Raw genomic sequence first — 21088 nt, 5'->3', positions numbered from 1 at the left:
CCGCAGCCCCAGGCGAGTTCACCGTCCACTCGGAGCGGCGGCAGCCCCACGCACACGACGATCCGGCATCGGCGCCGCCCCCACAAGGCGGCGCCCGAGGCGCACCGGCAGAACAGGCGCACACCACGCGCTGCGCGCCGCCACCGCACTACGCACCACACGGCTGACAATCGACACACAGTCACCGTCCCGTAACCATCGGCAACGAGAACCTGTTGGGGGAGGCATGGACAACCTGTTCGGCGAACTTCGGCTGGGGCACCTGCGGCTGGCACCGCTGGGGGCGCGCCGCCGCACCAAGGTCACCGCGTCCCAGGCCGCCGCGGAGTACACCGGCCGCTGGGGCTGGGCGGTCGCCACCGGCGCCCCGTCCACCGGCGCCCCGGTCACCGGCACCGCCGCCCCGACCCGCTGTCCCTGCGGCTCCCCCCGCTGCGCCGCGCCCGGCCTGCACCCCCTGCCCGGCGACGACGGCCGGGCCCGCGCCGGCCGCGCCGAGGGCTCGGTGCTGTTCCCCACCGGCCGCGCCTTCGACGTCCTGGACGTCCCCGAGCAGGCCGGCCTCCAGGCGCTGGTCCGGCTGGAGCGGATGGGCACCCAGGTCGGCCCGGTGCTCGCCGCCCCCACCGGCCGGCTCCAGTTCCTGGTCGCCGCCGGCACCGCCCGGCGCCTGCCCGACCTGCTGTACCGGATGGGCTGGGACGACGCCGCGCTCGACCTGACCTGCCACGGCGAGGGCAGCTACGTCGCCGCCCCGCCCACCGTCCTCGCCGGCCTCGGCCCGGTCCGCTGGCTGCGCCGCCCCACCCGCGACAACGCGGGCTGCCCGCCGGAGGCACGGCTGCTGCTCGGCACCCTCGCCTACGCCTGCCACCGCAGCCGCGAGCGCACCGCCGAGCCGGCCTGGATGGCCTCCTGACCCTCCCGGCACGCGGAAGGGCCCGCCCCGTGGAGGGGGCGGGCCCTTCGTGCGCCCTCGGCGGGCGGCGGGGACGTCAGTCCCCGATCAGCGCGTCCACGAACGCGCCCGGCTCGAACGGCGCCAGGTCGTCCGCGCCCTCGCCCAGGCCGATCAGCTTGACCGGGACGCCCAGCTCGCGCTGGACCGCGACCACGATGCCGCCCTTGGCGGTGCCGTCCAGCTTGGTCAGCACGATGCCGGTGATGTCGACCACCTCGGCGAACACCCGGGCCTGGATCAGGCCGTTCTGGCCGGTGGTGGCGTCCAGCACCAGCAGCACCTCGTCCACTGGGCCGTGCTTCTCGACGACCCGCTTGACCTTGCCCAGCTCGTCCATCAGGCCGGTCTTGGTGTGCAGGCGGCCGGCGGTGTCGATCAGCACGGTGTCCGCGCCCTCGGCGATGCCCTCCTTGACCGCGTCGAAGGCGATCGAGGCCGGGTCCCCGCCCTCCGGGCCGCGCACGGTGCGCGCACCCACCCGCTCGCCCCAGGTCTGGAGCTGGTCGGCGGCGGCGGCGCGGAAGGTGTCGGCGGCGCCGAGCACCACCTTGCGGCCGTCGGCGACCAGGACGCGGGCCAGCTTGCCGGTGGTGGTGGTCTTGCCGACGCCGTTGACGCCGACCACCAGGACCACCGCCGGGCCCTCCTCGTGCTTGGTGGAGCGGACGGCGCGGTCGGCGTCCTTGCCGACCAGCTCGACGAGCTCCTCGCGCAGCAGCGCGCGCAGCTCGTCGGGCGTACGGGTGCCGAGCACCTTCACCCGGGTGCGCAGCCGCTCGACCAGCTCCTGGGTGGGCGTGACGCCGACGTCGGCGGTGAGCAGGGTCTCCTCGATCTCCTCCCAGGTGTCCTCGTCCAGGTGCTCCCGGGAGAGCAGCGAGAGCAGGCCCTTGCCGAGCGAGTTCTGCGAGCGGGAGAGCCGCGAGCGCAGCCGGACCAGCCGGCCGGCGGTGGGCTCGGGGACCTCGATGGCGGGTGCCGTCCCGGCCTCCGCCGGGGCCTCGACCTCGACGGCCTCGGGGGCTTCGACGGTCTCGGGGGCTTCGGGGAGCGGGACTTCCTCGACGGTGCGACGAGGTTCCTCGGTCGGCGGCGCGGACTCCTCGCCGACCTGGGGCTCCTGCGGGGTCTTCGGCGCCGTGATGACCGGCGCCTGCGACTTCGGGGGCAGCTGCTGGCGTCGTCTGCCGGAAACGACGAGGCCCGCGATCGCGCCGATGGCGACCACGGCGATGACTACGGCAAGGATCACGTATTCCATAACCGCTCCAGTATCCGCGACCGGAGCCCGGATGGACCGCAGCCGCCCTACACCGATGCGGTGCGCACCGCCCGCGGCCGCCGTTCCCGGTGCTCTCCCCCGGCCTGGCGGCCGGGAGGTGCCCCCTCGCGCAGCCGCTGGCTGATCACCTGCGAGATGCCGTCGCCCTTCATGGTCACGCCGTAGAGGGCGTCGGCCGACTCCATGGTGAGCTTCTGGTGGGTGATCACGATCAGCTGGGAGCTCTCCCGCAGCTCCTCCATGATCCCGATCAGCCGGCGCAGGTTGGTCTCGTCCAGCGCCGCCTCCACCTCGTCCATCACGTAGAACGGGCTGGGCCGGGCCTTGAAGATCGCCACCAGCAGCGCCACCGCGGTCAGCGAGCGCTCGCCGCCGGAGAGCAGCGACAGCCGCTTGACCTTCTTGCCCGGCGGGCGGGCCTCCACCTCGACCCCGGTGGTGAGCATGTTCTCCGGGTCGGTCAGCACCAGCCGGCCCTCCCCGCCGGGGAAGAGCCGGGCGAAGACGCCCTCGAACTGGGCGGCGGTGTCGTGGTACGCCGAGGTGAACAGCTGCTCGACCCGCTGGTCCACGTCCCGGACGATGTCCAGCAGGTCGCGCCGGCTGCGCTTGAGGTCGTCGAGCTGCTCGCCGAGGAAGCGGTGGCGCTCCTCCAGCGCGGCGAACTCCTCCAGGGCGAGCGGGTTGACCTTGCCCAGCTGCTGGTATGCCTTCTCGGCCGCCCGCAGCCGCTTCTCCTGCTCGGCCCGGACGTACGGGTACGGCGCCCCCGGCTCCGCCCCGTCCTCGGCGGGCGGGGGCGGTACCGGCCGGTCCGGCCCGTACGAGGCGAGCAGCTCGCCGCCGTCGATGCCGAACTCCTCCAGCGCGCGGGCCTCCAGTTGCTCGATCCGCAGCCGCTTCTCGGCCCGCAGCACCTCGTCCCGGTGCCCGGCGTCGACCAGCTTGTCCAGCTCCTCCTTGAGCCCGCGGCCGTGCTCCCGGTGCTCGCGCAACTCGTGCTCGCGCTCGGCGCGCGCCTGCTCGACGGCCGCCCGCCCGGCGTCCGCGCGGGCCAGCGACACCTCCAGGCAGGCCAGCAGCTGCCGGGCGCCCGCCGCGACGGCGTTCGCCACCCCGGCGTCGTGCTCGGCGCGCCGGAGGCGCTCGGCGGCCCGGGCGCGCGCCTCGCGCTCGGCGCGGGCGGCCCGGTCCAGCTGGTCGGCCCGGCCGGTCAGGGCGCGGACCCGCTCCTCGTGGGTGCGCACAGCGAGCCGGGCCTCCAGTTCGGCCTGCCGGGCGTCGCTCGCAGCCCCGGCCAGCCGCTGCTGTTCGGCGGTGTCCGGCTCGTCCTCCCCTGCCTCGGCGGACTCCTCGGCGGCGGCCAGGCGCCGCGCCGACTCCTCGGCCCTGTCGAGCAGTTCGGCCAGTCCCTGCTCGGCCCGCGCGGCGGCGGCGGACAGCCGCTCGGCCTCCCCGGCGGCGGCCCGGGCCTGCCCGCCGAGCCGGCCGAGCGCCCCGGCGACCTGCGCCCGCTCCTTCTCCTCGTGACGCCGCCGCTCCGCCAGGTGCTCCACCTCGGCCGCCGACTCCCGCCGCTGCTCGGCGAGTCGGGCCAGTCGTTCGGCCGACTCGGCGCAGCGGACGGCGAGTTCGCCGAGCGCCCGGGCCGTCTCGTCCACCGCTACCTGGGTCTCCAGCAGGCTCGGCGCGCCGGCGGATCCGCCCTGGGCGGATCCGGCCCCGAGCTGGTCCCCGTCGGCGGTGACGGCACGGATTCCGGGCCGCGAGGCGACCAGCGACAGCGCCCGGTCCAGGTCCTCGACCACCGCGACCCCGGCCAGCATCCGCCGGACCGCACCGGTCAACTCGGCCGGGCCACCGACCAGTTCGGCCGCCCAGCAGGCCCCGTCCGGCAATCCCCCGATCACTTCGGGCACTTCGGTGTCACCGGCGATCAGCAGTGCGGCCCGGCCGGCGTCCTCGGCCCGCAGCAGCCGCAGCGCCCCGACGGCGGCGGACGGCGAGTCGACGGCCACCGCGTCGGCCACCGCGCCGAGCGCCGCGGCGATCGGCACCTCGTAGCCCGCCTCGATCCGCAGCAGCGCGGAGGCCGGGCCGAGCAGTCCGGCCAGCCGCTCCGCCGCGGCCAGCAGCGCCCCGGTGCCGTCCTTGCGGCGCAGCCCGAGGGAGAGCGCCTCGTGCCGCGCGGTCAGCCCGGCCCGCTCGCGCTCGGCGGCGCCGGCCGCCTCCCGGGCCGCGGCCAGTTCCCCTTCCACGGCGGCCAGCTGCTCGCGCGCCCGCTGGTACCGGGCCTCGGCCTGCTCGTCGTCCCCGGCCAGGCCGTCCACCTGCCGCTGGAGCTCGTCCAGTTCGCCCTGGGCGGCTCCGGCTCGCAGCAGTGCCTCGTCCCTGGCCTCGGCGAGCCGGCCGATCTCGGCCTGCGCCGCGGCGGCCTCGGAGCGGGCGGCGGCGGCCTGCCCCTGCAGCCGGGCCAGGCCCTCGCGGCGGTCGGCGATGGCCCGGGCGGCGTCCCGCAGCCGGCGCTCCTCGGCGGCCAGCTCCCGTTCCAGTCCGCCTCGGCGCTCGACCGCCTCGGCCAGCGCGTACCGGGCCTCCTCCAGCGCCTCGGTCAGTGCGGCCTCCTCCTCGCGGACCCGCTCGGCCTCCCGCTCCAGCTCCTCCGGGTCGCGCCCGCGCCGTTCCTCGCCCCGGCCCCCGGCGGCGGCGTGCCGGGCGCGGGCCTCGGCCAGTCCGATGGTGCCGCGGGTGCGCTCGGCGAGTGCGGAGAGCCGGTACCAGGTCTGCCGGGCGGCCTCCAGACCGGGGCCGAGCTGCTCGACCTGTGCCTCCAGGAGGCGCTCGCGCTGCACCGCGCGGGCCAGCTCCTGCTCGACGGTGGTGCGGCGCAGCCGCAGCGCCAGTTCGTCGGCGACCTCGGCCTCGACGGCCCGGCGCAGCGTGCACAGGTCGTCGGCGAGCAGCCGCAGCCGGGCGTCGCGCAGGTCGGCCTGGATGCCGGCGGCCCGGCGGGCGATCCTGGCCTGTCGGCCGAGCGGTCCGAGCTGGCGGCGCAGTTCGGCCACCAGGTCCTGGACCCGGTTGAGGTTGGCCTGCATCGCGTCCAGTTTCCGCAGCGCCTTCTCCTTGCGCTTGCGGTGCTTGAGGACGCCGGCCGCCTCCTCGATGAAGGCCCGCCGGCCCATCGGGTCGGCGTGCAGCACGGAGTCCAGCTGCCCCTGCCCGACGATGACGTGCATCTCGCGGCCGATGCCGGAGTCGGAGAGCAGTTCCTGGATGTCCAGCAGTCGGCAGGTCTCGCCGTTGAGGGCGTACTCGCTGCCGCCGTTGCGGAACATGGTCCGGGTGATCGTCACCTCGGAGTAGTCGATCGGCAGGGCGCCGTCGGTGTTGTCGATGGTGAGGCTGACCTCGGCGCGGCCGAGCGGGGCGCGCCCGCTGGTCCCGGCGAAGATGACGTCCTCCATCTTGCCGCCGCGCAGCGTCTTGGCGCCCTGCTCGCCCATCACCCAGGACAGCGCGTCCACCACGTTGGACTTGCCGGAGCCGTTCGGGCCGACGACGCAGGTGATGCCCGGTTCGAAGCGCAGGGTGGTGCTGGAGGCGAAGGACTTGAACCCGCGCAGCGTCAGACTCTTCAGGTGCACGCGGCCGGTCTCCTCAATCGCTCACGACGGAAACCGACTGTATCCGGCGGCGGACACGACGAAGGGACGCCACATCCGGGCGTCCCTTGCAAGCTGCGTCCCTTTCGGGGCGACTCAGTGCACAGCGGCGTCGATCTGCGAGGACCGGGCGGGACTCAGGTGAGAGCCGGCTCCCGCTGATCCAGATCGATGCTGTTGAGCAGAGAGTGCTCGTCAGCGACAGCGGTCAGAGCGTCGTTCTCAGCCTGCATCCGAAGGAGCTCGGCTTCAAGATCCTGGACGCGCTGCTGAAGCCGCCGCATCTCGGAGAGCATTCGCGGGTCGGGGCCGCCGACGTACCCGAGAAGCGCCTTTGCCATGATGAATGGTCCTCCACGCTGAGTGACCGAACCGGAACGGTACAGGTCTAGGGGGAAGGGGGACGCACGCGCGGCGCGTGACCCGAAGTGCTGGCTGGGCACTACGGCACAACCACCGTGAGCTGGGCTCACGAGGGCATGCGCCTGCCGGGAAATCGCGATCGTGTGCGCGGGCTTCCAGCGTCTCACCAAAGACGGAAAGGGTCAACACGATCACCGCACGCTACCGCTCCCCTGTCACCTGCCCGGCGGTGTCGTCACGCCTGGGGGTGTCGGGAGGGGTCCACCACGTGCTCGTGGATCATCGTTCGATGCGGAGTCAACCACGAGTCTGCCCGGATGGCAACCTCGTGACACCGCCGGTTCCCGATCTTTTCCCCGGTAGCCCGGCCGACGGCCCGCCCTGCGGCTGCCCGGGGGCCGTCGCACAGCCGCCCCGGGGCCCCCGAAGGGCTGCCCGGCCCGGTCGGCCCGGGGCGGCTCAGCGGATCTCGAAACCCTCGTAACCAGGGCCGACGGCCGTCCAGATCTCGGTGACCCCGCTGACGTTCCCCGGGGTCCCCGGCCCGCGCAGCCGGGTCAGCAACTGCTCGCAGTCGGCGGCCAGTCCCTCGGCCACCACCTGGACCCGGCCGTCGCCGAGGTTGCTCGCGTAGCCGGTCAGTCCGATCTCCAGCGCCCGTGCCCTGGTCCACCAGCGGAACCCGACCTGCTGGACCTTCCCCCGGACCCAGGCGGTCACCCGGACCGGTTCCTCACTGTGGGCGTCGCGACCATGCATGTCCCGACCCTAGCCTCCCGCCCGCGCCCCCGCGCGAACGGGAGCGGCCCCGCCGGAAGGCCGGCGGGGCCGCTGGGGTCGGACGTCGGTCCGGCGGGTTACCAGTCCCCGCCGCCGAAGTCGCCGCCGCCACCGAAGTCGCCACCGCCGCCGCCGAACCCGCCGAAGTCGCCGCCGTTGAAGTCGGCCCCGGTGAAGTCGCCGCCCTCGAACTGGTCCTGGTAGCCGTGGCCACCGTCCATCATCGGCGCGGCCGCGTAGGCCGGGGTGCTCATCATCGAGCCGAGCATGGTGCCGACCAGCAGGCCCGGCAGCAGACCGCCGCCGCCGAAGCCGCCGTAGTAGCCGCCCGCGTACGGGGCGTACGCCGGGCCGGCGTTCCAGTACGGCTGCGGGCCCTGCTCGGTGTCGACGGTGCGGATCGCCGGGTCGAGGCCCGCCGCGACCCGGTCCGCGTCGGCCTGGCAGACCGGCACGGAACGGGAGGTGCCGCCGGCCGGGGCCCAGTCCACGTCCTTGACGGACGGGCCGTGGCGCGGGTCCATGAAGCACGGGGGACGGCGCTCGGGCAGCGGCCGCTTCTCCCGCCGGGCGGCCAGGGTGGCCAGCGAGAAGCGGCCGTCCTCGATCGCCTCGGTGACCTGCTTGACGTCCTCGGGCTTCTTCGCCTCGTCCATCAGCCGCTTGGACTTCTCGTACGAGTCCAGGGCCCGGCTGTAGTCGGTGCGCTGGACGTCGTCCGCGTCGGCCGCGGCCGGGTTGAAGTCGAGCCGCTCCAGTTCGACGCCGAAGGCCGTGATGTCCTCGTCCACGACCCGGCGCAGCTGGTCCAGCTCGGCGCGGGCCTGCGCCTCCTTGCGCTGCTTGGCGCGGCGGAAGAGGAGGAAGACGCCGGCGCCGGCCAGCGCCAGCACGACCACCGGGATGACCACCCAGGCGATCGAGGTGCTGTGGTTGACCCCGGTGCCCTTGGTCTGCGGGGCGGCCTGGTCGACGAAGTCGTTCAGGGTGGCGTTGATGTCGCCGCCGTTGGAGCGGAAGGCCGCGCCGGAGATCCGCTCCGGGAGGCCGGCGCCCAGCGCGCCGCGGTCGGCCCGGGCGGTGAACTGGTCGCCGCGCCAGATCGCGTAGACGCCGTCGACGCCGACCTTGGTGCGGATGTCCTTGAAGACGGTGTCCTTGGCGTAGGTCGAGGAGTCGGGGAGCACCGCGACGAAGATCGGCTTGTCGGCCTTCTCGATCTTCTTGGTCAGGGCGTCGGCCTGGTCCTGGCTGAAACGGCCGGTCATGGCCGGGTCGACGTAGACCTGGCCCTTCTTCAGGGTGGCGGCCGCGTCGCTCAGCCCGGCCGCCGAGGCCGCCGGCGCCAGCAGGAGCAGCAGCCCGAGCAGCGCCGCCACCAGGGCAAGCGGCCCGGCGCCCCGGGAACGTCGTGCAAGGGTTCTCATGCCCTCGACGCTACCGTGACCGGCCCCCGAGCACGCCATACCCTTCGCATACTGGTACTGACAAGGGTCCCCGCCGTCCGCCGGGGCCGCTCCCCTCCTCGGGGATGATGTTTCCCCCAGTCACCCCTGAGTCGCGGTCCGCGCGGGAACCCCGGGAGGCCCCCGGACGTACGTTCCGGCGGACCCGGACCGGATCCGGGGCACTCGGGGGCGTGCCGACCGTACCGTGCGAACGGGCATAGTGGTCCCGGACCACCGGTCCCATTGCCCTTTCTTTACCCGGCGTCTTTACTCAGCCCGTTCCCTCCCCAACTCCCGATCGGAGCGCTCGGTGATCATCGGCCTCGTCACCGCCGTGGCGGCATCCGCCTGCTACGGCACCGGCTCGGTCCTCCAGGCCGTCGGTTCCCGCCGCTCCGCCCGGGAGGAGGCCGCCAAGGGCGCCACCACCTCGACCACCGAGCACGGCGGCCCGAGCCTGTCCTCGACCGCGAAGGCCGCCGTCACCTGGGAGTTCATCCTCGGGACGGTGCTCGACCTGATCGGCTTCGGGCTCGGCGCGCTGGCCGCCCGGCTGCTGCCGCTGTTCCTCTCCCAGACCATCATCAGCGCCAACCTGGTGATCACCGCGGTGCTCAGCATCAAGCTGCTGGGCATCCGGCTCAAGCAGCTGGAGTGGGCCTCGATCGCCGTGCTCTGCTCGGCGCTGGTGCTGCTGGCCGTCTCCGCCGGGCCGGAGGGCGGCCACCACGCGGCGATGTCCTTCCACTGGGCGCTGCTGATCGTCACCACCGTGCTGCTGGTCGGCGGCAGCCTGCTGGTGCGGCGGATGGGCTCCAACGGCGCGATCGTCGCCGGTCTGCTCTCCGGTCTCGGCTTCGGCGCCCTGGGCGTCGGGGTGCGCATCCTCAACGGCATCGAGCCGTTCGCGTTCGGCGAGCTGCTCTCCGACCCGGCGCTGTACGCGGTCCTGGTCGGCGGCATCGGCGGCATGTACATCCACACCGTGGCGCTCCAGATCGGCTCGGTGAACGGCGCGACCGCCGCGCTGGTCGTCGGTGAGACGGTGCTGCCCGGCGCGGTCGGCGTGCTCTGGCTCGGCGACTCCTCCAAGGCCGGCCTGGGCTGGCTCGGCGTGGTCGGCTTCCTGCTCGCGGTGGTCGCCGCGGTCGGGGTCGCCTACTTCGGCCAGGACACCCACGGCACGCCCGGGGAGCCGGCCCCGCAGGAGCCCGAACTCACCCGGAAGTGAGACTCGGCGCGGGTGCGGCTCAGCCTCCGCTGCGGACGCGCGGCACGCGCTGGCAGCGGGGGCAGAAGTAGCTGGAGCGGTTCATCCAGGCCGCCCGCCGGATCGGGGTGCCGCAGCGGCGGCAGGGCTCCTGCTCGCGGCCGTAGGCGTCGAGGTCGCGGGAGAAGTAGCCGCTCTCGCCGTTCACGTTGACGTAGAGGCTGTCGAAGCTGGTGCCGCCGACGGCGAGCGCCGCGTTCATCACGTCCCGGGCGTTGGCGAGCAGCAGCAGGGCCTGCGGGCGGGTGAGCGTCGCGGTCGGGCGGTCGTAGTGCAGCTTCGAGCGCCACAGCGCCTCGTCGGCGTAGATGTTGCCGACGCCGCTGATCAGGGTCTGGTCGAGCAGGGCGCGCTTGACGGTGGTCCGCTTGGCGCGCAGCGCGGCCGCGAAGGCGGCGTCGTCGAAGCGCGGGTCGAGCGGGTCGCGGGCGATGTGGGCGATCGAGACCGGGGTGCCCTCCGGGTCCCCGTCCTCTGCCTCCTCGACGGCCAGGCCGCCGAAGGTCCGCTGGTCGACGAAGCGCAGTTCGCGCCCGCCGTCGTCGAAGCGCAGCCGCACCCGCAGGTGCGTCTCGTCGGGTACGGCAGGGTCCTGGACGAGGAGCTGGCCGCTCATCCCGAGGTGGCCGATCAGCGAGAACCCCGCCCCCGTACCGGCCAGCGGCACCCACAGGTACTTGCCTCGCCGCTGCGCGGTGCCGAGGGTGGTGCCGGTCAGCCGGGCGGTGAAGTCGGCCGCGCCGGCGGGCTGGCGGCGCACCGCGCGCGGGTGCAGCACCTGGACGTCGGCGACCGTCCGCCCGGCCACCCAGGAGGCCAGACCACGGCGGACGACCTCGACCTCGGGAAGTTCGGGCACGGGAACACGCCTCCTGCTCGGTACGGATCAGCAGGAGTGAAGGCTACTCGGAGGTCAGGCGCCGGCGGGCAGCCGGTCGGCGTACTTCTCCTTGATCGCGCGCCAGGCGCTCTCGGCGGCCTTCTGCTCGGCTTCCTTCTTGGAGCGGCCGACGCCGCTGCCGAAGTCCTCGCCGGCCACCCGGGCCGCCGCGGTGAAGGTCTTCTCGTGGTCCGGGCCGGACTCCATGACCACGTACTCCGGCACTCCGATGCCCACCGAGGCGGTGAGCTCCTGGAGGCTGGTCTTCCAGTCCAGGCCGGCGCCCAGCTGAGAGGACTCCTCGATCAGCGGGTCGAACAGCCGGTGGACGAACTCGGTGGCGGCGTCCAGTCCCTGGTCCAGGTAGATGGCGCCGATCACGGCCTCGACGGTGTCGGCGAGGATCGACGACTTGTCGCGGCCACCGGTGCCCTCCTCGCCCTTGCCGAGGCGGATGAACGTGCCGAGCTCCAGGCCGCGGCCGACGTCCGCGAGCGCGCGGGAGTTGACCACCGCGGCGCGCAGCTTGGCGAGCGTGCCCTCCGGGACGTCCGGGTGGACGCGGTAGAGGGTGTCGGTCACCACGAGTCCCAGCACCGAGTCGCCGAGGAACTCCAGGCGCTCGTTGGTGGGCAGCCCGCCGTTCTCGTACGCGTACGAGCGGTGGGTCAGGGCACGCACCAGAAGGGCGCGCTCGAGCGTGTACCCGAGGCGCCCTTCCAGGACGTCGTATTCGGTCGAAGCCGGCCCACCGGCCTTGCCACCGCCCGAAGAGGAACCCTTCGGGGCGATGGACGCCTTGCGGGTGGAGTTACCGTCCGACATCGATCCGTGCACCCCGCCGATCAGACCGAGAGGACCTGGCGGCGGTTGTACGTGCCGCAGCTCGGGCACGCGATGTGGCCCAGCTTCGGCTCGTGGCAGCGGTCGCACGCCACGAGGGCCGGAACAACGGCCTTCCAGTTGGACCGGCGGTGGCGCGTGTTGCTGCGCGACATCTTCCGCTTCGGAACAGCCACGGCTACTTCTCCTGGTTCTCGGCGAGACCCTCACGGGTGTCGCTGTTCTTGGATCCGTCACCCTCGTCGCCGGGGGCGGCGGAGAGTCCCTGCAGAGCCGCCCACCGGGGGTCGACGGCATCGTGGTGGTGCGCCGGGTCGTCGCTCAGGCGCGCTCCGCACTCGGAGCACAGGCCCAGGCAGTCTTCCTGGCACACCGGCTGCAGCGGCAGTGCGAGCACCACCGCGTCACGCAGCACCGGCTGGAGGTCGAAGAAGTCGCCCTCCAGACGGTAAGTCTCTTCTTCCGAGTCCTCGTCGAGGTCCTCGGTCCCGGCGGTCCGGGCGCGGTGGCGCTCGTCGGACTCCGGGTAGTAGTACAGCTCCTGGAAGGCCACGTCGACGTCGAACTCGACGGGCTCCAGGCACCGGACGCACTCGCCCTCGACGTGGGTCCCGGCGGTGCCGGTGACCAGCACGCCCTCGACCACGGACTCCAGGCGGAGCTCCAGCTCGATCGCGTCCCGCTCCGGGACGCCGATCACGTCGATGATCCCGAAGCCCTCGGGGGCCTCCACGGTCCGACTCACCTTGCGCATCGAGCCCGGGCGACGACCGAGCTCGTGCGTGTCGAACACGAGGGGGTCGCGGTGGTCGAGGCGGTTCACGGTGTCCTGACTTCCATGGGGAATCTTCGATTGGCGTCTCCGTCCGGTCGGCCTTGCGCGGGCAAGCCGACAGCCGGACATGGAGAGGCCGGAGTGGTCAGACTACCGGAGTCTCCCGCCAGGCCCAACTTCGGTCCCGTCAGGAGACTCCCGCACCGTCGTGCCGGGCCGGTTCAGCGGCCGCCGAGCTCCCGCAGCCTGGTCATGTCGATCATGCTGGTGTCGAAGAAGCTGGTCTCGTCCAGGCCCTGGCCCTGGCCCTGCTGCTGGCCCTGCTGCTGGTGCGGCACGGCCGGCGGGGCGGCGGGCTGCTGGGGGTAGGTGTAGCCGTCGTACGACTGCGCGCCGTACCCCTGCTGCTGGGGGTAGCCGTAGCCCTCCTGCGGCTGCTCCGGGTAGCCCTGCTGCTGGTAGCCGCCGTGCTGCTGGCCCCACTGGGTGTTGTACGGGTCGCCCTGGCCGGCCGGGTCGTAGCCGCCGCCGTACACCTCGGCGTACTGCCCGCCCTGCTGCTGGGCGGCGGGCGCGTACTGGTCGGTGCCGGGGGCCTGCCAGCCGGCCGCGGCCGGGGTCTGCTCCGGCCAGGTCTGCTGCTGCGGGACGTCCTCGCGGTACCAGGCGATGTCCTCGCCGTCGGCGTCGTGGGCGAAGCCCGCCGCCACCGCCTCGGCCCGCTCCTTGGCCTGCTGGGCCTGGTCGGCGGCGGCCAGGTAGGCGCCCAGCTCGTCGATGGGACGCTTGCCGAGCAGCTTGTCGCGGCCCTTGCCGACCGCCTCCAGGGTGGCGCCGAGCACGCTCTCCAGGGTGGCGAGCTTCACGTCGACGTACTCGTCGACCTCGGGGCTCGGGCTGACCCTCTGCGGGCGGAACTCCTCGCCGTCGCTCTCGCCGTCGGCCCCGGTCTCGAAGACGCTGGAATCGCCGCGCAGCTTGGTGCGGCCGCGGCCGACCGCGCCGAGCGTCTTGGTCAGCACGACCTCGAAGTTGGCGAGCTTGCTGTCCACGTAGTCGTCGGCCTCGGCCCGCTTGGTGTCGGCCTCGGAACGCGCCTCGGCGAGGATCCGGTCGGCCTGGGCCTGGGCCTGGCGGACCACCTCGGTGTCCGAGATCAGCGAGCCGCGCTCGGCGTGCGCGCCCTGGATGATCCGCTCGGCCTCGACCTGGGCGCCCGCCACGACCTGCTCGTGGTCGGCCATCACCGACTGGGCCTGGGCGAGTTCGGCGGGCAGTGCCGACCTGAGGTCGTTCAGCAGGCCGATCAGCTCGGCCCGGTTCACCACGCAGGAGGCCGACATCGGCATCGAGCGGGCGTTCTCGACCGCCGCCACGATCTCGTCGACCTTGTTCTGCACGTCCACGGGGCTTCGTCTTTCCGTGTGCCGCCGACGGTCCGGCGGAGGCAGGCCCGACGCGGTGGACCTCACCGCAGGGCAGGAATACAGACTGTACGGCCACTGCCGGGCCCGGTCACAACGCCTGAGCCGAACCGGGCTCCCGCCTGCCGGACAATCCGTGACGAAGCGGCAGAAACAGACAGGCAGTGGACTACTGCTCGGCCTTGCGCTCCGCGATCCGCTCGACCAGTCGGCCGTGCACCGTCTCGGGCAGCAGGTGCGAGACGTCGCCGCCGTACGAGGCGACCTCCTTGACCAGCGTCGAGGAGAGGAAGCTGTACGTCGGCGAGGTCGGCACGAACAGCGTCTCCACCCCGGTCAGGCCGTGGTTCATCTGGGCCATCTGGAGCTCGTAGTCGAAGTCGCTGACCGCGCGCAGGCCCTTGATGATCGCGGGGATGCCGCGCTCCCGGCAGTAGTCCACCAGCAGGCCGTGGTGCGACTCGACCACCACGTTCCCGAAGCCCGCGGTGACCTCCTCGATCAGACCGATCCGCTCGTCGACGGTGAACATGCCCTGCTTGTTCCGGTTGATCAGGACCGCGACATGCACCACGTCGTACAGCTTCGAGGCCCGCTCGATGATGTCGAGGTGGCCGTTGGTGATCGGGTCGAACGAACCGGGGCAGACGGCTCGGCGCATGGCGTGTGTGCTCCCTCGTGGGGTGACGGATGCTGCGGGCCGCGGCCCGTTACTCCTGCTCGCCGGCCGCGGCGGCGGCGCGACCGTACCAGAGCGTGCCCTCGCCGTAGCGGCGGGAGCGCAGCTCCTCGAAACCCCCGGGCCAGTCGAACCCACCGCCGCGGGTGCTGCGCTCCACGGTGACGAGTGCGTCCTCCGTGAGCCAGCCCCCGGCCAGGAGTGTGATCAGCATCTCGCGCACCTCCTCGTCCGTCACCGCGTACGGCGGGTCGAGGAAGACCAGGTCGTACGGGCTCTGCGGGGGCGGCCCGGCGATCACCTTCTCCGCCTTGGCGGCCCGCACCTCGGCCCCCGGCAGGCCGATCGTCCGGACGTTCTCCCGGATCACCCGGGCCGCCTGGGCGTCCGCCTCGACCAGCAGGACGTGCTCGGCTCCGCGCGACAGCGCCTCCAGCCCGACCGCGCCCGATCCGCCGAACAGGTCCAGCATCCGGGCCCCGTGCACGGTGCCGTGCAGCGCCTCCAGGGTGGAGAACATCGCCTCACGGGCCTTGTCGGAGGTCGGACGGGTGCCCCGGCCTGGCGGTACGGCCAGCCGGCGGCCGCCGGCCGCCCCGGCGATCACGCGGGTCATGGTGGTGGGAGGTCCTTTCGTCGCTGCCCGACCACGCTATCCCGGCGAGCGGGCGGGTGACGGCGCAGGCCCCGCCGGACGCACCGGCGGGGCCTGCGGGACGGGTACGGCTCAGCTCGCCTCGGAGCCCGCCTGCTGGGCCGGGACGCCCGCGCCGAGCAGGGCCGGCGAGGCGTAGCGGGACCAGGACAGGCAGCCGTCGGGCGGGCAGAACTCGGGGCGGCGCGGGTCGTGCCCGAGCTCGCGCAGCTTGGTCCGGACGGAGTCGGGCGTGCGGCCGAAGCGGGCGGCGATCCGGGCGACGGTCTCGCCGTCGTGGAAGCGCCGGACCAGCTCCTCCTCGTGCTGCGGCACCCAGGGGGCGCCGTGGCCGGGGTACAGCTCGCGCAGCACGTCGCGGTCGGGGATGGGCTCGGAGACGTCGGCGACGATCGCCAGCGCCCGCAGCGCGCGGTTGAGCGCGATCCGCAGCGAGGCGACGTCCTCGACCGGCAGCCGGAGCTTGCCCGAGGCGAGCGGCGCGGCGGCCGCGCCCTCGCGCCAGCCGGTCAGGGTGAGGGTGACCTCGCGGTCGTCGTCGCTGGCGAGTTCGATCCGGAAGACCTTGTCGCCCAGCGGGAGCTCGTTGAGATGACGGAATGCCATGGCATGACCCCCAAGTGTCGTGCCAGGTACGCACCTTGGAGGTGCGCCCTGAACACCTTCATTCTCTCGCGGGGGTCTGACAATCCGGCTCCGCGAGGGCCGCTCAGCCCTTCTCCATGTAGGCCGCGCGGTCCTCGTCCAGCAGGCTCTCCAGCGCGGTGCGCAGCTCCGGGTGGGCGGCCAGGTCCGGGTCCTCGGCGACCAGCCGGGTGGCCTCGGTGCGGGCGGTGAGGATGACCTCCTCGTCCTCCAGGACGGACAGCACCTTGAGCGAGGACTTCACCCCGGACTGGGCCTGGCCCAGCACGTCGCCCTCGCGGCGCTGTTCGAGGTCGATCCGGGACAGCTCGAAGCCGTCCAGGGTGCCCGCCACCGCGTCCAGCCGGGCCCTCGCGGCGCTGCCCCCGGGCATCTCGCTGACCAGCAGGCACAGGCCGGGCGCGCTGCCCCGGCCGACCCGGCCGCGCAGCTGGTGGAGCTGGGAGACGCCGAAGCGGTCGGCGTCCATGATGACCATCGCGGTGGAGTTGGGGACGTTGACGCCGACCTCGATCACCGTGGTGGCGACCAGCACGTCCACCTCGCCGGCCGAGAACCGGCGCATCACCTCGTCCTTGGCCTCCGGCGCGAGCCGGCCGTGCAGGATCTCCACCCGCAGGCCGTTCAGCGGGCCCTTCGTCAGCTTCTCGGCCGTCTCCACCACCGAGAGCGGCGGCCGGCGCTCGTCGCTCTCCGCCCCGGCGTCGGCGACCTCCTCGAAGGCGTCCTCGGGGGCCTTGCGCTTCTTCCTGGGAGTGTCCGGCTCCTCGTCCCCGATCCGCGGGCAGACCACGTACGCCTGGTGGCCCTTGCCGACCTCCTCGCGGACCCGCTCCCAGGCCCGGGTGAGGAAGTTGGGCTTCTCCAGCGCCGGGACGACGTGGGTGGAGATCGGCGAGCGGCCGGCCGGCAGCTGGTCCAGGACGGAGGTCTCCAGGTCCCCGAAGACCGTCATCGCGACGGTGCGCGGGATCGGGGTGGCGGTCATCACCAGCAGGTGCGGCGGCTGCTCGCCCTTGGCGCGCAGCGCGTCCCGCTGCTCGACGCCGAAGCGGTGCTGTTCGTCCACCACGACCAGGCCGAGGTCCTGGAACTGCACCTTGTCCTCGATCAGCGCATGGGTGCCGATGGCGATCCCGGCGTCCCCGCAGGCCATGTCGAGCAGGGCCTGCCGGCGGGCGGCGACGCCCATCGAGCCGGTCAGCAGCGCCACCCGGGTGCCGAGGTCGGAGCCTCCGAGCATTCCGCCCTCGGCGAGGTCCCCCATCATCTCGACGATCGAGCGGTGGTGCTGCTGGGCGAGCACCTCGGTGGGCGCCAGCAGCACCGCCTGGCCGCCCGCGTCCACCACGGCGAGCATGGCGCGCAGCGCGACCAGCGTCTTCCCGGAGCCGACCTCGCCCTGGAGCAGCCGGTGCATCGGGTGGTCGGTGGCGAGGTCGGCGGCGATCTCGGCGGAGACCTTGCGCTGGCCCTCGGTGAGGGTGAACGGCAGCCGGGCGTCGAAGGCGTCCAGCAGGCCGCCCTCGCGGGCCCTGCGCGGTTTGGCGGGCAGGGCGGAGTCGGCGGCCCGGCGCTGGGCCAGGGCGACCTGGAGCACGAAGGCCTCGTCCCAGCGCAGCCGGCTCTGGGCGCGCTCGCGGTCGGCGTGGCCGCGGGGGCGGTGGATCAGCTCCAGCGCCTCGGGCAGCGGGATCAGGTCGTGGCGTTCGCGCAGTTCGGCGGGCAGCGGTTCGCCGACGTCGCCGAGGTGCTTGGTGAGCGCCGTCTCGACGCAGATCGACAGCTTCCAGCTGGGCATCTGCGCGCTGGCGCCGTACACCGGGATGAGCCGGCCGGCGAACTGCTTCGCGGCGTCGCCGGCTCCGGTCGAAGCGCTCGCGTCCTCGTCGAGCAGCTGGTAGTCCGGCGAGACCAGCTGGCGGGTCCGGTTGAAGACCCCGACCTTGCCCGCGAACAGGCCCTGGGCGCCGGCCCTGAGCTCCTTCTGCCGCCAGCCCTGGTTGAAGAAGACCAGCGAGAGCCGGCTGCGGCCGTCGGTGACGACGACCTCCAGCCGGTCGCCCTTGCGCCCGCGGAACGGGATCAGGGTGACCTTCTCGATCCGGGCCAGCACGGTGACGTGCTCGTCGACCTCCAGCTCGTCCAGGCTGGTGAGCTGACCGCGTTCGACGTAGCGGCGCGGGTAGTGGTGCAGCAGGTCCCCGACCGTGCGCAGCTTGAGGCTGTCGGCGAGCACCTTCGCGGTGCGGTCGCCGACGAGCTTGGTCAGTGGTTCATCGAGAGCGCCCATCAGGCCCCTGTTTACACCAAGGGGCGGACAGCGCGGCGGCTACTCGACCCCGATGAGCAGTGGCGCCGGTTCCTGTCCGCCGTGGAAGACCACCGCGTCCACCTCGGGCCGCCGGTGCCGGACGTGGGCGACCAGCCGTTCGGCGAGCGCCTCCTCGGTGCCCTCGCCGAGGACCAGGGTGACGAGTTCGCCGCCGGCCCCGAGCATCCGGTCCAGCACGCTCTCGCCGACCTCGGCCAGCCCGGCGCCGATCACCGCGACGTCGCCGTCGATCAGCCCGAGCACGTCCCCGGCCTGGCAGACCCCGGCCATCGTCCAGGACTCCCCCTCGGCGACGGCCAGTTCGGCGTACCGGGTGGCTCCGGCGGCGGAGGTCATGGCGACCACGTCCTCGTCGAAGCGGCGGCCGCCCTCGTGCACCGCGAGCGCGGCCAGCCCCTGCACCGGCGAGCGGGTGGGCAGGACGGCGATCCGCACCCCCTCCTCGCGCAGCTGGTCGGCGGCGGCCCCCGCGGCGGCGCGCAGCTCGGGGTCGTTGAGCAGCAGGACGACCTCGCGGGCGGCCGAGCGGCGCACCGCGGCGGCCAGCTCGGCGCTGGTCGGCGGGCGGTCCGGGTCGGCGTGCAGGACGACGGCGCCGGCCTGTTCGCAGAGTTCGGCCAGGCCCTCGCCGGAGACCACCGAGAGCACCGCGCGGGCCCGTTCCTCGCGTTCGCCGGGCTCGGCGGCGGTGCCGGAGCGGGCGGCGGCCTCGGCGAAGTGCGTGATCCTGATCTGGTGCGGGCGCCCGGCCCCGACCCCGGCCTCCACGGCGGCGCCCGCGTCGTCCACGTGGACGTGCACGTTCCACAGGCCGTCGCCGCCCCCGATCACCAGCGAGTCGCCGAGCCCGCCGAGCCGCTCGCGCAGCGCGGGCAGCGCCTCGTCGGGGGCGTCCAGCAGGTAGATGACCTCGAAGGCGGGGTGGCCGGGGCCGGGCGGCCTGAGGTGGGCCGCGCAGCCCTCGTCGGCCCGGACGTCCCCGCGCAGCGCGACCGGCCCCATCGGCTGCTGGCCGGCGACGGCGTCGGCGAGCGCGCCCAGGACGGCCACCAGTCCGCGCCCGCCGGCGTCCACCACCCCGTTCTCGGCCAGCACGGCGAGCTGCTCGGGGGTGTGCCGCAGCGCGTCCCGGGCGGCCCGGTAGGCGGTGTCGGCGACCTGGGCGAGGCCGTCCCCGGCCCGGACGGCCTCCCGGGCGGCGACCCGGGCGACGGTCAGCAGGGTGCCCTCGACGGGCTCCGCGACGGCCTGGTAGGCGGAGTCGGCGGCCCGCTGCAGGGCGGCCCGCAGCTGTTCGGCGCCGCCGCCCTCGGCCAGCGTCTCGGCGGTGCCGCGCAGCCACTGGGCGAGGATCACCCCGGAGTTGCCGCGGGCGCCGACCAGCGCGCCGCGGGCCATCGCCCGGACGGCGTCGGCCAGCCCGGGGGCCGGGTCGACGGCGGGGTCGGCGAAGCGGCTCTCCACCTCGGCGGCGGCGGACTCGACGGTCAGGTAGAGGTTGGTGCCGGTGTCGCCGTCCGGGACGGGGTAGACGTTGAGGGCGTCGATCTCCTCGCGGGCCTGGCCGAGCGCGCGCAGGGCGAGCTGGCACCAGGTGCGCACGGCCGGGGCGTCGAGCGTGTGCAGCACCAGGTCTCCTCCGGATGGAACGCCGATACGGCCCGGGAGGCGGCGGCTCTCCCGGAACGGCGGGGGGGTGATACCGGCAGGTTATCGGGGGCGGGGCGGAGCCGTCCGGGCCGACGACCGGAGCGATCACTCGGCCGGTCATGGTAGTTTCGTGGGACGGAAGCAAGCGTTGTATGCTCTTCCGGTTGCCTGGAACCGTCCAGGCTCACCCCCTTATCCGGTCCGGTGCACGTGAGTGTTCTGGTGGCTGAGTGGGGTTTTCGAAAGTAACTGATCTGAAGTCTTGGAGTGACTCCTGTGGCTGCCAACTGCGACGTCTGCGGCAAGGGGCCGGGCTTCGGCAACAGCATCTCCCACTCTCACCGCCGTACCCCCCGTCGTTGGAACCCCAACATCCAGACGGTGCGCGCTGTGATTGGGCGGACGCCGAAGCGGCTCAACGTCTGCACCTCGTGCATCAAGGCCGGTAAGGTCTCGCGCTGACGCGCAGACCGGCATGCCGGTCCTCCAGTGAGCCGGTTCATCCTCGGATGGGCCGGCTTCGCTGTTTCCGTGGCCGGCTACGCCGTTTTCCGGACTCACCAGTGGTGGGCGGACTCCCTCCAGGAGCCCGCCCACCACTGTTTTCCCGGGGTCCCCGGCGTTCCGGGACGGCTCAGCGCCAGCGCCAGGCGTGGTCGACCGGGCCGATGCCGGCGCCCAGGGCGAAGCCCCCGGCGATCGCGCCGGTGATGTACTCCTTGGCCGAGGCCACCGCCCGCGGCAGCGGTTCGCCCTTGGCCAGCCCGGCGGCGATCGCGCTGGCCAGGGTGCAGCCGGTGCCGTGGGTGTGGCGGTTGTCGTAGCGCGGCGCCCGGAACCAGTGCACCTCGTCCGGTCCGCCGTACAGCAGGTCGGCGGCCTCGCCCTCCAGGTGGCCGCCCTTGACGAGCGCCCAGCGCGGCCCGAGGTCGACCAGCGCCTTGGCGGCGTCCAGCATCTGCGACTCATCCTCGACGGTCAGCCCGGTGAGCTGGGTCACCTCGTGCAGGTTGGGGGTGGCCAGGGTGGCGACCGGCAGCAGCTTCTCCCGGACGGTGGCGACGGCCTCGGCGACCAGCAGCGCGTCCCCGTGCTTGGAGACCCCGACCGGGTCGACGACCACCGGGGCGTCCACCCCGGCCAGCAGCCCGGAGACGGTCTCGACGAGTTCGACGGAGGCGAGCATGCCGGTCTTCACCGCCTGCACCCCGATGTCGTCGACCACGCTGCGGAACTGCGCCCGGACGGCCTCGGCGGGCAGTTCCCAGTAGCCCTGGACGCCGAGCGAGTTCTGCGCGGTGACGGCGGTGATCACGCTCATGCCGTGGACGCCGAGGGCGAGCATCGCCTTGAGGTCGGCCTGGATGCCGGCGCCGCCGCCGGAGTCGGAGCCGGCGACGGTGAGCACGCGGGGAGGTGCGGTGGAGGACATG

Annotated in this window: 19 protein-coding genes; 3 read left to right on the top strand and 16 right to left on the bottom strand. The window is 73.6% G+C overall.

All coding sequences use genetic code 11. The features are described 5' to 3' along the window. The first annotated feature begins 226 nt into the window (after positions 1 to 226). The gene (locus ACWD4P_RS12310; protein ID WP_359829805.1) at positions 227 to 919 is read left to right on the top strand and encodes a bifunctional DNA primase/polymerase; all 693 of its coding nucleotides are present in this window, start codon (positions 227 to 229) and stop codon (positions 917 to 919) included. A 76-nt stretch (positions 920 to 995) separates the two neighbouring features. On the opposite strand, the gene ftsY is transcribed toward ACWD4P_RS12310, so the two are convergent. From ftsY to ACWD4P_RS12285, 5 genes are all read right to left on the bottom strand, one after another. Continuing rightward, entirely contained in the window at positions 996 to 2222 is a 1227-nt protein-coding gene (gene ftsY / locus ACWD4P_RS12305; protein WP_359829804.1) for a signal recognition particle-docking protein FtsY, read from the bottom strand. Positions 2223 to 2269: 47 nt separating this feature from the next. Then, on the bottom strand, positions 2270 to 5890 hold the full coding sequence (gene smc, locus ACWD4P_RS12300; protein WP_449779523.1) for a chromosome segregation protein SMC: 3621 nt from the start codon (positions 5888 to 5890) through the stop codon (positions 2270 to 2272). A gap of 155 nt (positions 5891 to 6045) precedes the next feature. Then, positions 6046 to 6249 (bottom strand): hypothetical protein, encoded by a 204-nt coding sequence (locus ACWD4P_RS12295; RefSeq protein ID WP_045702518.1) that lies wholly within the window; start codon positions 6247 to 6249, stop codon positions 6046 to 6048. 481 nt (positions 6250 to 6730) lie between these two features. Beyond that, entirely contained in the window at positions 6731 to 7030 is a 300-nt protein-coding gene (locus ACWD4P_RS12290; protein WP_359826472.1) for an acylphosphatase, read from the bottom strand. A 98-nt stretch (positions 7031 to 7128) separates the two neighbouring features. After that, a complete protein-coding gene (locus ACWD4P_RS12285; RefSeq protein WP_449779522.1) occupies positions 7129 to 8478 on the bottom strand; it encodes a hypothetical protein in 1350 nt (449 codons plus the stop codon). A 331-nt stretch (positions 8479 to 8809) separates the two neighbouring features. Between ACWD4P_RS12285 and ACWD4P_RS12280 the strand changes: the two genes are divergently transcribed. Further along, positions 8810 to 9730: a DMT family protein gene (locus ACWD4P_RS12280; RefSeq protein ID WP_359826467.1), complete on the top strand. Its 921-nt coding sequence runs from the start codon at positions 8810 to 8812 to the stop codon at positions 9728 to 9730. 19 nt (positions 9731 to 9749) lie between these two features. Here ACWD4P_RS12280 and mutM read toward each other — a convergent pair whose 3' ends face one another. The 10 genes from mutM to ACWD4P_RS12230 all read right to left on the bottom strand — a co-directional run bounded on the left by mutM (position 9750) and on the right by ACWD4P_RS12230 (position 19634). Next, on the bottom strand, positions 9750 to 10628 hold the full coding sequence (gene mutM / locus ACWD4P_RS12275) for a bifunctional DNA-formamidopyrimidine glycosylase/DNA-(apurinic or apyrimidinic site) lyase (RefSeq protein WP_359826465.1): 879 nt from the start codon (positions 10626 to 10628) through the stop codon (positions 9750 to 9752). A 54-nt stretch (positions 10629 to 10682) separates the two neighbouring features. Further along, a complete protein-coding gene (rnc, locus tag ACWD4P_RS12270) occupies positions 10683 to 11474 on the bottom strand; it encodes a ribonuclease III (RefSeq protein ID WP_359826463.1) in 792 nt (263 codons plus the stop codon). A 20-nt stretch (positions 11475 to 11494) separates the two neighbouring features. After that, positions 11495 to 11668, bottom strand: a complete 174-nt coding sequence (gene rpmF, locus ACWD4P_RS12265) for a 50S ribosomal protein L32 (protein WP_030056747.1) — start codon at positions 11666 to 11668, stop codon at positions 11495 to 11497. Positions 11669 to 11670: 2 nt separating this feature from the next. Then, on the bottom strand, positions 11671 to 12315 hold the full coding sequence (locus ACWD4P_RS12260) for a YceD family protein (protein ID WP_359826461.1): 645 nt from the start codon (positions 12313 to 12315) through the stop codon (positions 11671 to 11673). A 173-nt stretch (positions 12316 to 12488) separates the two neighbouring features. Beyond that, positions 12489 to 13673, bottom strand: a complete 1185-nt coding sequence (locus tag ACWD4P_RS12255) for an ATP synthase F0 subunit B (RefSeq protein WP_449779521.1) — start codon at positions 13671 to 13673, stop codon at positions 12489 to 12491. 187 nt (positions 13674 to 13860) lie between these two features. After that, the gene (gene coaD / locus ACWD4P_RS12250; RefSeq protein ID WP_359826457.1) at positions 13861 to 14352 is read right to left on the bottom strand and encodes a pantetheine-phosphate adenylyltransferase; all 492 of its coding nucleotides are present in this window, start codon (positions 14350 to 14352) and stop codon (positions 13861 to 13863) included. 49 nt (positions 14353 to 14401) lie between these two features. Then, the gene (gene rsmD, locus ACWD4P_RS12245; RefSeq protein ID WP_359826454.1) at positions 14402 to 14986 is read right to left on the bottom strand and encodes a 16S rRNA (guanine(966)-N(2))-methyltransferase RsmD; all 585 of its coding nucleotides are present in this window, start codon (positions 14984 to 14986) and stop codon (positions 14402 to 14404) included. A gap of 111 nt (positions 14987 to 15097) precedes the next feature. Beyond that, positions 15098 to 15631 (bottom strand): hypothetical protein, encoded by a 534-nt coding sequence (locus tag ACWD4P_RS12240; protein WP_359826452.1) that lies wholly within the window; start codon positions 15629 to 15631, stop codon positions 15098 to 15100. A 103-nt stretch (positions 15632 to 15734) separates the two neighbouring features. Continuing rightward, positions 15735 to 17963 (bottom strand): ATP-dependent DNA helicase RecG, encoded by a 2229-nt coding sequence (recG, locus tag ACWD4P_RS12235; protein ID WP_449779520.1) that lies wholly within the window; start codon positions 17961 to 17963, stop codon positions 15735 to 15737. A gap of 39 nt (positions 17964 to 18002) precedes the next feature. Further along, positions 18003 to 19634 (bottom strand): DAK2 domain-containing protein, encoded by a 1632-nt coding sequence (locus tag ACWD4P_RS12230; protein ID WP_449779519.1) that lies wholly within the window; start codon positions 19632 to 19634, stop codon positions 18003 to 18005. Positions 19635 to 19931: 297 nt separating this feature from the next. Between ACWD4P_RS12230 and rpmB the strand changes: the two genes are divergently transcribed. Then, the gene (rpmB, locus tag ACWD4P_RS12225) at positions 19932 to 20117 is read left to right on the top strand and encodes a 50S ribosomal protein L28 (protein ID WP_014138233.1); all 186 of its coding nucleotides are present in this window, start codon (positions 19932 to 19934) and stop codon (positions 20115 to 20117) included. A 172-nt stretch (positions 20118 to 20289) separates the two neighbouring features. Here the strand turns inward: rpmB and thiD are convergent, their stop codons facing one another. Further along, positions 20290 to 21087 carry a bifunctional hydroxymethylpyrimidine kinase/phosphomethylpyrimidine kinase gene (gene thiD, locus ACWD4P_RS12220; RefSeq protein WP_449779518.1) on the bottom strand — a complete coding sequence of 266 codons (798 nt, stop codon included), beginning with the start codon at positions 21085 to 21087 and terminating at the stop codon, positions 20290 to 20292. Between the last annotated feature and the right edge of the window lies 1 nt (position 21088).

This window comes from Kitasatospora sp. NPDC002543, from assembly GCF_053594915.1.
This window is presented reverse-complemented; position numbering and strand designations above follow the sequence as displayed.

What these genes read in the sequence shown, in the direction of transcription:
- ftsY (WP_359829804.1), bottom strand. Translation starts at nt 2,222, where the DNA reads ATGGAATACGTGATCCTTGCCGTAGTCATCGCCGTGGTCGCCATCGGC.
- ACWD4P_RS12310 (WP_359829805.1), top strand. Translation starts at nt 227, where the DNA reads ATGGACAACCTGTTCGGCGAACTTCGGCTGGGGCACCTGCGGCTGGCA.
- ACWD4P_RS12285 (WP_449779522.1), bottom strand. Translation starts at nt 8,478, where the DNA reads ATGAGAACCCTTGCACGACGTTCCCGGGGCGCCGGGCCGCTTGCCCTG.
- coaD (WP_359826457.1), bottom strand. Translation starts at nt 14,352, where the DNA reads ATGCGCCGAGCCGTCTGCCCCGGTTCGTTCGACCCGATCACCAACGGC.
- rnc (WP_359826463.1), bottom strand. Translation starts at nt 11,474, where the DNA reads ATGTCGGACGGTAACTCCACCCGCAAGGCGTCCATCGCCCCGAAGGGT.
- ACWD4P_RS12240 (WP_359826452.1), bottom strand. Translation starts at nt 15,631, where the DNA reads ATGGCATTCCGTCATCTCAACGAGCTCCCGCTGGGCGACAAGGTCTTC.
- thiD (WP_449779518.1), bottom strand. Translation starts at nt 21,087, where the DNA reads ATGTCCTCCACCGCACCTCCCCGCGTGCTCACCGTCGCCGGCTCCGAC.
- ACWD4P_RS12290 (WP_359826472.1), bottom strand. Translation starts at nt 7,030, where the DNA reads ATGCATGGTCGCGACGCCCACAGTGAGGAACCGGTCCGGGTGACCGCC.
- rsmD (WP_359826454.1), bottom strand. Translation starts at nt 14,986, where the DNA reads ATGACCCGCGTGATCGCCGGGGCGGCCGGCGGCCGCCGGCTGGCCGTA.
- recG (WP_449779520.1), bottom strand. Translation starts at nt 17,963, where the DNA reads ATGGGCGCTCTCGATGAACCACTGACCAAGCTCGTCGGCGACCGCACC.
- ACWD4P_RS12295 (WP_045702518.1), bottom strand. Translation starts at nt 6,249, where the DNA reads ATGGCAAAGGCGCTTCTCGGGTACGTCGGCGGCCCCGACCCGCGAATG.